Genomic DNA, 9557 nt, shown 5'->3' with positions numbered 1-9557 from the left:
GAGTGACCGAGCGCCTGAGTGACCGTCAGATCTTGCGCAGACGCAGACGCTGAATGGAGTGGTCGGAGTTCTTCCGCAGTACCAGTGTGGCCCGGGGGCGGGTGGGCAGGATGTTCTCCACCAGGTTGGGTCGGTTGATCGAGTTCCAGATCTCACGCGCCGCCAACCGGGCCGCCTGGTCGGACAGGTCGGCGTAGTGCGCGAAGTGTGAGTTGGGGTTGGAGAACGACGTGCGGCGCAGTTCCAGGAACCGCTCGACGTACCACGTCTCGATGTCCTCGATCCGCGCGTCCACGTAGAGCGAGAAGTCGAACAGGTCCGAGACCATCAGCCGGGGGCCCGTCTGCAGGACGTTCAGTCCCTCGACGATGAGGATGTCCGGGCGCTCGACCTCGATGAACTCGTGGGGGACGATGTCGTACTTGGTGTGCGAGTACACCGGCGCGCGCACGACCGGGGCGCCGGACTTGACCTCCGTGACGAACCGCAGCAGTGCGCGACGGTCATAGGATTCAGGGTAGCCCTTGCGGTGCATCAATCCGCGCCGCTGGAGCTCACGGTTGGGGTACAGGAAGCCGTCGGTCGTGATGAGGTCGACCCGGGGGTGGGAGTCCCAGCGGGTCAGCAGAGCGCGCAGCACACGCGCCGAGGTGGACTTGCCCACGGCCACCGACCCGGCAACCCCGATCACGAACGGCATGGGAGCGTCCACGGTCTCGCCGAGGAACAGGTTGGTGGACTGGAAGAGGCGCTGCCGGGCCGACACCTGGAGGTGGATGAGCCGGCTGAGCGGCAGGTAGATCTCCGCGATCTCGTCCAGGTCCAGGTGTTCACCCAGACCACGCAATCCCTCGAGGTCCTGCTCGGTGAGCACCATCGGCATGGCTCGCCGCAGTCGGCGCCAGCTCCGGCGGTCGAACTCCACGTACGGCGTGTAGTCGCCGGCATGTCTGCTCACGATTGCTGATTGTGTCAGGTGCCCACGGGGAAGAGGCCTCCAGGTGCCCTGCCACTAGACTGACGACGACGACGAGACGAGCCGTGGCCGCACACGATTCGTACGAAGTGAGAAGCCCACGCGCGAGGAGCAACGATGACCGACCCGAACACCGACGTGTTCACCGCCTCCCTGTCCGATCTCGATCCGGAGGTCGCCGAGGCGATGGCCGGCGAGCTGGCCCGTCAGCGGGACACGCTCGAGATGATCGCGTCGGAGAACTTCGTCCCGCGCTCGGTGCTGCAGGCACAGGGGTCCGTGCTCACCAACAAGTACGCCGAGGGCTACCCGGGTCGTCGATACTACGGCGGGTGTGAGCACGTCGACGTGGTGGAGAACCTGGCCCGCGATCGCGCCAAGGAGGTGTTCGGCGCCACGTACGCCAACGTCCAGCCGCACGCCGGCGCCCAGGCCAACGCCGCGGTGCTCATGGCGCTCGCGACGCCGGGCTCCAAGATCATGGGCCTGTCCCTGGCACACGGTGGTCACCTCACCCACGGCATGAAGCTCAACTTCTCCGGTCAGCTGTACGAGGTCGCCGCCTACGAGGTGGACCCGGAGACCATGCAGATCAACATGGACACCGTCCGCGAGATGGCGTTGGAGGAGCGGCCCGATGTGATCATCGCAGGGTGGTCGGCGTACCCGCGCACGCTTGATTTCGCGAGGTTCCGCGAGATCGCCGATGAGGTCGGCGCCAAGCTCTGGGTGGACATGGCCCACTTCGCGGGACTGGTGGCCGCGGGTCTGCACCCGAGCCCCGTGCCCCATGCCGACGTCGTGTCCACCACGGTCCACAAGACCCTGGGCGGGCCGCGTTCCGGCATGATCCTCACCAACGACCTCGACCTGTTCAAGAAGCTCAACTCGTCGGTGTTCCCGGGTCAGCAGGGCGGCCCGCTCATGCACGCGATCGCCGCCAAGGCCACCGCCATGAAGATCGCCGGCACCGAGCAGTTCCGCGAGCGGCAGCAACGCACGATCGAGGGCGCCAGGATCCTCGCCGAGCGCCTGACAGAGCAGGACTGCCGGGACGCCGGGGTGTCGGTGCTCACCGGGGGGACCGACGTCCACCTCGTGCTGGTGGATCTCCGCGAGTCGGAGCTCGACGGCCAGCAGGCCGAGGACCTCCTCCACGAGGTCGGGATCACCGTCAACCGCAACGCCGTGCCGTTCGACCCCCGTCCGCCGATGGTGACCTCCGGCCTGCGGATCGGTACGCCCGCGCTGGCCACCCGAGGTTTCGGGGCCGAGGACTTCCGCGAGGTCGCGGACATCATCGGCACCGCCCTCGCGGCGGGCGCGTCGGCCGACATCGCCGCCCTGCGTGAGCGGGTGTCCGCGCTGGCCGCGGCGAAGCCGCTGTACGAGGGCCTGGAGGACTGGACGATCCTGGGCTGAGGCTCCGGGCCGCGTAGCGCAGCAGACCCCCGCAGTGCCCGGCTGCGGGGGTCTGTCGTCTCAGGGAACGGTGGCCTGGCCCGCGGCGTGGCCCGCCGGCGGGGTCCATGGTGGCGGGGGTCCGCGCGAGGTCAGTCGGTGAAGCGGACCCTCGGGGTCCGGCAGATGAGCAGGCGCCGAACCTTGTCCTGCCCGGTGAGTTGCGCGGTGGCGTTGAAGCTGGCCTCGAACTCCCCGTCACGCCGGGTCTCCCCGAGACACAGCTCGGTGTCCCCGACCCGCGTGCCGCTGAGGATGTGGTGGGTCAGGACGCTCTTCTCGCGCTGTTCGAGGTAGACCACCAGACCGGCTCTGTCCCCCTCGAACTCTGCGGCGGACTCGCCCGTGGAGAACAGGATGGACAGCCGGAAGTCCTCGGTGATGTGGTTGAGGACCCGGTCCGGATCGTCGGAGTCCATGATCTCGAACCAGGCGTGCAGCAGGGGGGTGTCGGTGGACATGGTGGTTCTCCGTTCGGGGGGTCGGTGTGGGCGGGGTCGGATCAGGAGCGGTCGAGGGTGGGGGAGACGAGCCCGAGCTCCGGGTCGAAGGCCACCTGGTACCCGGAGATGAGCCCGTCCTCGTCGATTCGGGCGGATGCGAGGAAATGGCCGGTGATCGTGACGCCGTCCTCGACCACGGCGCCGTAGACGAACTCGAGCTCACCGGTGCGGGTGGCGTGGGTGGGGACGTGACGCCGGTCGATGGGACCGCGCCCCTCGAGGTACCGGCGGACGCCGTCGCGGTCCGTGCCGCGCACGGCAGTGCCCGGGAGGAGGATGGCGAAGGAGACGTCCGGCGACAGGAGGGCGAGACCGGACTCAAGGTCTCCCGAGTCCACGTGGGCGTAGTAGGTGACGAGGGTGGAATCGGGCAGGGCGGAATCGGGCGAGGTCATGAATCGAACTTAGTTTAGGATCGGGCCCGACCTCAAGAGCTTGCGTGATGCGCCTCACTATGTTGTCATGGGTTGAAGTGAACTCAACTCAATTACACGACGCGGGGCACCCCACCTCCACGGCGTAGGAGAGGACTTCCCGTGACACAAGTGACACGAACGGCGCGACCCGAGGCCGACCCGTCGATCATCCTTCCGACCCCGGAGCGTGACGAGTTGCGCGCGGTGGTGGCCCGGTTCGTGGCCCGGCACGGCACCCACGAGGCGGTCCGCGAGTCGATCGACTCCGACTCGGGCTACTCGGAATCCCGGTGGCGCAGACTCAACGATGAACTGCAGGTCGCCGCCCTCGCCGTGCCCGAGGAACTCGGTGGGCACGGTTTCGGTTTCGCGGACCTGGGCGTGGTCCTCGAGGAGACCGGAGCCGCGCTGCTCCCGGAGCCGCTCCTGGTCAGTGCCGTAATTGCCGGGCAGGCGCTGGTCCGAGCGGATGACCCGGCATCGCTGGACGATCTCCTCGGAGCGGTCATGGAGGGACGCCGCACGATCGGGGTGTCGCTCGACGGCGAGGTCACCCTCTCGGCGGGTGCCGGGGCGACGGGCGAGGCGGGTTCCGTCGTCAACGGGCTCGTCCCGGGCGTGCTCTGGGGGGAGGCGGTCGACTCGCTCGTGGTCGTGGCGTCCTCCGGAGCGGAGAAGGCGCTCGTGGTGGTGGACCTCACCGGAGCAGAACGTCGCCCGCGAGAGGTCGTCGACCTGACCAGGCGCCGCGCCGACGTGCAGTTGGTGGACGCGCCCACGAGGATCCTCGTCGGTGCCGCACGGTTCCTGGACGTGGTCCGTGAGTTGACGCTCATCACCGGTGCGGCGCTCGCCGCCGAACACGCGGGGATCGCCGCCCGGCTGTTGGATGACACGGTCGCCTACGTCCAACAGCGTCATCAGTTCGGACGTGCGATCGGGTCTTTCCAGGCCATCAAGCATCGCCTGGCCGATATGCTGGTCGACCGCGAGCGGGCCCGGTCCGCCGCGATGTACGCCCTCGCGGTTCTCGACGAGGACGACGCCCGCGACGCCGAGCTGGCCGTGGCGGTCGCATCGGCGGTGTGTGCGGATGCCGCCACGAGGAGCGCCTACGAGGCGATCCAATTGCACGGTGGGATCGGCTTCACGTGGGAGCACTCCGCCCACTTCTACCTTCGTCGCGCTCTCGGGGACGAGGGTGCCTTCGGGGGCGGCCGGAAAGCCCGCCGGTCGATCGCGGATCTCGTCGGGGTGTAGGGGTGACCATGACTGATCCCGCGGCCGTGACCCCGCCCGAGCCCCTCGGTGCGCACGATCTGATCACCACCACCCGCGCGGTGCGCCGGCGACTCGATCTGGGGCGCGAGGTGGACCCGCGAACGCTGGAGGAGTGCGTGGCCGACGCCCTCCAGGCGCCCCAGGGCTCCAATCTCATGCGCACCGAGTTCGTGATCGTCCGCGATCCCGCGCGCATCGACCGCCTCGGCCGGATCTACCGGGAGGAGTTCGACGGGTTCTATCGCGCGAGCGACGTGGGGCTGTTCCACCGTGTCGACGCCGACCCCACGCACGCGGCCCAGAGCAGACGCACCAGGGACTCGGCCGAGCACCTCGCGGCGGTGATGTCCCGGGTGCCGGTGATCGTCATCCCGTGTCTGACGCCCCGGCTGGCCGAGGGTGATGTGCTGGCGGCCAAACACAGGCTCGCGACGGTGTATCCGACCGTGTGGAACTTCATGCTCGCCGCGCGGCTTCGCGGACTGGGCACCTGTTGGACGGGGATGACCCTCGGCCGCGAGGACGAGGTCGCCGAGATCGTGGGGATCGATCCCGCCGAGGTGGAACAGGTCTGCATGATCCCGGTCGCCCACTACACCGGTACCACCTTCCGCCCCGCCTGGCGGCCACCGGCGGAGGAGTTCATCCACTGGGACCAGTGGTGAGCGACGGGGCGGGCGCCCACCGATCGACGGCGCGCCCGCTCCGGCACGAGCGCGCGTTCCGGGCCCTCGAGGCCGTCCAACTCACCAACGCGGTGGCCGTGTGGATCCACGTCGTCTCGGTGCAGTGGGTCCTCACCGAGCGAGGTGAGCCCGCGTCGGTGATCTCTCTCGCGCCGGCGGCCATGGCCGTGCCGTTCCTGGTGCTCGCGCTACCGGTCGGGGTGATCGCCGGGTATGCCTCGCGCAAGAAGATGATGGCGCTGGCCACCGTGGCGTCGGCGGGGTCCGCGGTGGCGGCGACCGTGCTCACGGTGACGGGGGCCGACACGGCACTCCCGATGATCTGCTCCGTTCTCCTCGTCGGCACCGCGCTGGTGGTGGTAGGGGTCTCCTGGCAATCGCTTCTTCCGGAGACCGTGGACCGCGGGATGATCCCCACCGCGGCACTGGTCGACGGAGCGGTGTTCAATCTCGCCCGCTCGCTCGGGCCGCTCCTGGCGGGCCTGGGACTGGGACTCGCCGGCGCGGAATGGGCGTTCGCGGTGGTCGCCGTCCTCTCCGTGGGCTGTGCGCTCGCGCTGTGGCGGATGGAGCGGCGGTCGCCCGACCGGACCGCTCCGCGTCGGGCGATCATGCCGGAGATCTCCGGCGCGGTCCGGTTCGTGGTCAACTCGGCGTGGACCACACGGCTATTGTGCCAGCTCTTCCTCTTCGGGATCCCGTCCAGCGCACTCTGGGCGCTCATCTCCCTCGCCGTCTACGACGGTCTCGGGATGGGCGCGGACGGATTCGGGGTGCTCATGGCGCTGATCGGCGCCGGCGCCGTCGTGGCGGTCATGGGGTTCGGTGGGCTGCGGAGGCGGTTGAGGGTCACGGTGTTCGCCGCGTGTGGCGCCCTCGTCTACGCCGCGGCCCTGGCGGTGCTGGCGGTCTCGACGTCGCCGGTCGTGGTCGGGATCGCCATGCTCTTCGCCGGCGCGGCCTGGGTGAGTGTGCAGAGTTCGTGGATGTCGATGGGGCACCAGTTCTTCCCGGACTGGATCCGGCCCAGGCTGATCGCGGTCATCCTGCTGATGGTCCAGGGGACGCAGGCGGCGGGATCGCTCCTGTGGGGGGTCGTGGCCGACGCCGCCGGACTGCAGGCCGCCCTCCTCGTGGCAGCCGGGTTGATGGTGATCAGCTGCGTGTCGCTCCTGCTCGTCGGGTTGGGCGCCGAGAAGGGGATCGAACCGGTCCTCGTCTCCGAACTCGGTGGGCCGGCGGGGCCGTCCGGTGAGGTCACCGACCCGGGTACGCCTCCGGGCGACCGATCGGGACCGGTGGTGGTCCGCTACGAGTACCGGGTGCCGGAGGGTCGCACGCGGGAATTCCTCACTGCGATGCGCCATCTGCGTCGCTCCCGGCTCCGGTTGGGGGGCCGGCGCTGGCGGCTCGAGCGCCCAACCGCGGAGCCCGGCCTGTTCGTCGAGACATACCGGGTGGGCAGCGCCGAGGAGTTCGTCGAACAGGAACACCGGCGCCTCACCGTCCCGGAGACCCGGCTGCGGCACCGGGTGGAGTCGCTGGTGGCCGGGGCGGTCGAGGGGCCGAAGGTGAGCGACCAGCCCCGATAGATGAACTGAGTTCAATTAAGATGCTAGGGTGGTCCCCATCACAGCAGCACTACCTCTCCGGGAGACCCGAATGCAGAACGCCGTCGACCTACTCGTCATCGGTGCCGGCATGGCCGGCCTCACCGCCGCCGCCCGCGCCACCGAACGCGGGGCAACCGTCATGGTGGTGGAGAAAGCCGACGACGTCGGAGGCTCCGCGAGGTTCGCAGGATATGCCTGGACCGCACCCACGCGGCAGATCATGGCGGAGATCAACCCCCATGGGGAGGAGGAGCTCCGCAACGCGGTCGTCGACGACTTCGCCGCCGGGCTCGACTGGATCCGCGGCCGGGGCGTCGACTGCGCCGAGGGAGTCCCCGTGCTGCGCTACGGTGTCGGTCACGCGTTCGACACCAACCAGTATCTCGACGCCTGCGCCCGCGAGATCAGGGCCGCCGGGAACGCGATCCACACTGCCGCCCACGTGCAGGGACTCATCACCGAGGGCGACGGCGTGGCAGGGGCGACGGTCCGGTTGGCCGACGGCGAGGTCCACGAGATCCGGGCGCGACGAGTTCTCCTGGCCACCGGGGGGTTCCAGGCCGACGCGGAGCTGGTGGAGCGCCACCTGCACCCGCTGGCCTCACGATTCCCGCTCCGGTCCAACCCGCACAGCGACGGCGGGGGGCTGAGGCTGGCGGAATCGGTGGAGGCCGGCATCGGCTTCGACGACGCGGGCTTCTACGGCCACCTGATCCCCGCGGGTCTGCCCTTCCGGGACTCCGGCGACTTCGTGGGACTCTCCCTCTACTACTCCGAGCACGCGCTGCTGTTCAACCTCCACGGCGAGCGCTTCGTGGACGAGACCCAGGGGGATCACCTCACGGCGATGGCGCTCATGGAGCAACCCGAGGCCCGCGGCCTGGTGGTCGCGGACGAACGGGTCTACCGCGACTGGATCTGCGGTTCCTACGTCGAGGGTGCGGTCGCGATCGACAAGTACACCGAGGCCTCCAGGCGCGGCGGCCGGTGCGGTCTGGCGGAGACGCTCGAGGAGTTCGAGTACCTGCCCGAGGAGTGGGGTTACGACGGGGCGAGGATCGCCGAGGGGATCCGCCGGGTCAACGAGTCGGGCCAGAAGGTCGTGCCGCCGCGGGAGTACGACTTCGCCCCGCTCGACCGCGGGCCGTATTACATCGTCGAGACGACCCCGGCCGTGACGTTCCCGTTCGTGGGGATCAGGATCGGGGCCGACACGTCGGTCCTGCGCGCCGACGGCACGGTGATCCCGGGCCTGCTCGCCGCCGGGTCGGACACAGGCGGGGTGTACCGCCGCGCCTACGCGGGCGGCCTGGCCACCGCGCTGGTGTTCGGGCTGCGGGCCGGCGACGCGGCCACCGTGGTCTGACACCGCCCCGTCCCCGCCCGATGCCCGCCCCGGAAGGACCCCAGGTGATCACAGAGTTCCCCCACGCTTTCTCCCCGTTCACGCTCGGCGCACTCACCCTGCGGAACCGTCTGGTCGCCCTGCCGGCCGGAACGAGCATGGCCACCGACGGTGTGCCCACCCACGGCGACCAGGAGCACTTCGAGCGCCTGGCCGCCGGCGGTGTCGGGTTGATCATCGGGGGCGCGACCGTGGTGCACCCCTCGACTACCCTGCGGTCCCGCAAGCTGGTCGAGGCCTACAACGACGAGGTGCTCCCCGCCCTCACGGACAAGGCGGCGGCTGTTCACCGGCACGGCGCCAAGATCATCGGTCAGCTGGTCCACCTGGGGCGTGAGTTCATCGGGGGCGAATCGGACTCGCCGCCCTCCGCGCCCTCGGCCGTCAAGACGGCCCGCGACGCCTACCCTCCCCACGAGCTGACGGTCGAGGAGATCGCGGACATCGTCGAGGGGTGGCGGGTCTCCGCCGCGAATCTGGCCCGCGCGGGGTACGACGGCGCCGAGATCCACGCCGCCCACGGCTACCTGCCGGCCCAGTTCATGTCCGCGCTCACCAACAGGCGGACCGACGGGTACGGCGGTGACCTCGTCGGCCGCATGAGATTCCTCGACGAGGTCGTCGCCGCCATGCGGGAGGCGATGCCCGAGAAAATGGTCCTGGGCGTGCGGCTCAGCGGGGAGGAGGATATCCCCGGCGGGATGGGGATAGAGAACTGCGTGAGGATCGCGCGGCACCTCGCCGACTCGGGGGCGGTCGACTACTTCAGCATCACGCACGGCACCCGCGGCACGTACGTCAAGGACGGCACGCATCCCGACGCCGTCGCCGTCGACTCCGCCGCGCGCATCCGCGCCGAGACCGGGATCCCCGTCCTCGTGGGTCAACGCATCCGCGACGCCGCGACCGCCGACCACATCATCAAGACCGGCAAGGCCGACCTGGTGGGCATGGCCCGGGCACTGTTGGCCGACCCGGACCTGCCGGCCAAGTCCGCTCAGGGGCGGCTGGGCGAGATCCGCGGCTGCCTGGGTATCAACCAGGACTGCCGCGCCTTCGACCCGCACCTGCACTGCGCGGTCAACGCCGAGATCGGTCGGGGCCGCCACCGGAATGTGGGCGTCCGTGCGGCGGAGACGAAGGACATCTACGTGATCGGCGCAGGTCCGGCCGGACTCGAGGCCGCGCGCGTCGCCGCCGGCCGCGGCCACCGCGT

9 protein-coding genes are annotated in these 9557 nt (G+C 69.9%); 6 read left to right on the top strand and 3 right to left on the bottom strand.

Translation table 11 applies throughout. From position 1 onward, the window contains the following. Positions 1–25: 25 nt before the first annotated feature. Positions 26–958, bottom strand: a complete 933-nt coding sequence (gene coaA / locus G6026_RS08940) for a type I pantothenate kinase (RefSeq protein WP_107756842.1) — start codon at positions 956–958, stop codon at positions 26–28. A gap of 135 nt (positions 959–1093) precedes the next feature. Between coaA and glyA the strand changes: the two genes are divergently transcribed. Next, positions 1094–2398 carry a serine hydroxymethyltransferase gene (glyA, locus tag G6026_RS08935; RefSeq protein WP_107756841.1) on the top strand — a complete coding sequence of 435 codons (1305 nt, stop codon included), beginning with the start codon at positions 1094–1096 and terminating at the stop codon, positions 2396–2398. Between the two features lie 131 nt (positions 2399–2529). On the opposite strand, the gene G6026_RS08930 is transcribed toward glyA, so the two are convergent. Next, entirely contained in the window at positions 2530–2898 is a 369-nt protein-coding gene (locus G6026_RS08930; protein ID WP_107756840.1) for a hypothetical protein, read from the bottom strand. Between the two features lie 41 nt (positions 2899–2939). Beyond that, entirely contained in the window at positions 2940–3335 is a 396-nt protein-coding gene (locus tag G6026_RS08925) for a nuclear transport factor 2 family protein (RefSeq protein WP_107756839.1), read from the bottom strand. Positions 3336–3476: 141 nt separating this feature from the next. On the opposite strand from G6026_RS08925, the gene G6026_RS08920 reads away from it, so the two are divergent. From G6026_RS08920 to G6026_RS08900, 5 genes are all read left to right on the top strand, one after another. Next, complete coding sequence (locus G6026_RS08920) at positions 3477–4616, top strand: acyl-CoA dehydrogenase family protein (protein ID WP_197431404.1); 1140 nt, start codon at positions 3477–3479, stop codon at positions 4614–4616. Positions 4617–4624: 8 nt separating this feature from the next. Next, positions 4625–5302: a nitroreductase family protein gene (locus G6026_RS08915; protein WP_107758146.1), complete on the top strand. Its 678-nt coding sequence runs from the start codon at positions 4625–4627 to the stop codon at positions 5300–5302. Next, a complete protein-coding gene (locus G6026_RS08910) occupies positions 5296–6915 on the top strand; it encodes an MFS transporter (RefSeq protein ID WP_182612957.1) in 1620 nt (539 codons plus the stop codon). Before G6026_RS08915 ends, G6026_RS08910 begins: the two co-directional genes overlap by 7 nt. 70 nt (positions 6916–6985) lie before the next feature. Beyond that, positions 6986–8302, top strand: coding sequence for an FAD-dependent oxidoreductase (locus tag G6026_RS08905; RefSeq protein ID WP_182612956.1), 1317 nt, complete (start codon positions 6986–6988; stop codon positions 8300–8302). Positions 8303–8346: 44 nt separating this feature from the next. Then, positions 8347–9557: tRNA-dihydrouridine synthase (locus G6026_RS08900; RefSeq protein WP_347238083.1), on the top strand; the 1211-nt coding region annotated here is incomplete at its 3' end.

The organism is Dietzia sp. DQ11-38-2, assembly GCF_014145055.1.
In the GTDB taxonomy this organism is placed as follows: Bacteria; Actinomycetota; Actinomycetes; order Mycobacteriales; family Mycobacteriaceae; genus Dietzia.
The sequence above is the reverse complement of the archived record's forward strand: the minus strand, read 5'-3'. Positions and strand labels throughout refer to the sequence as shown.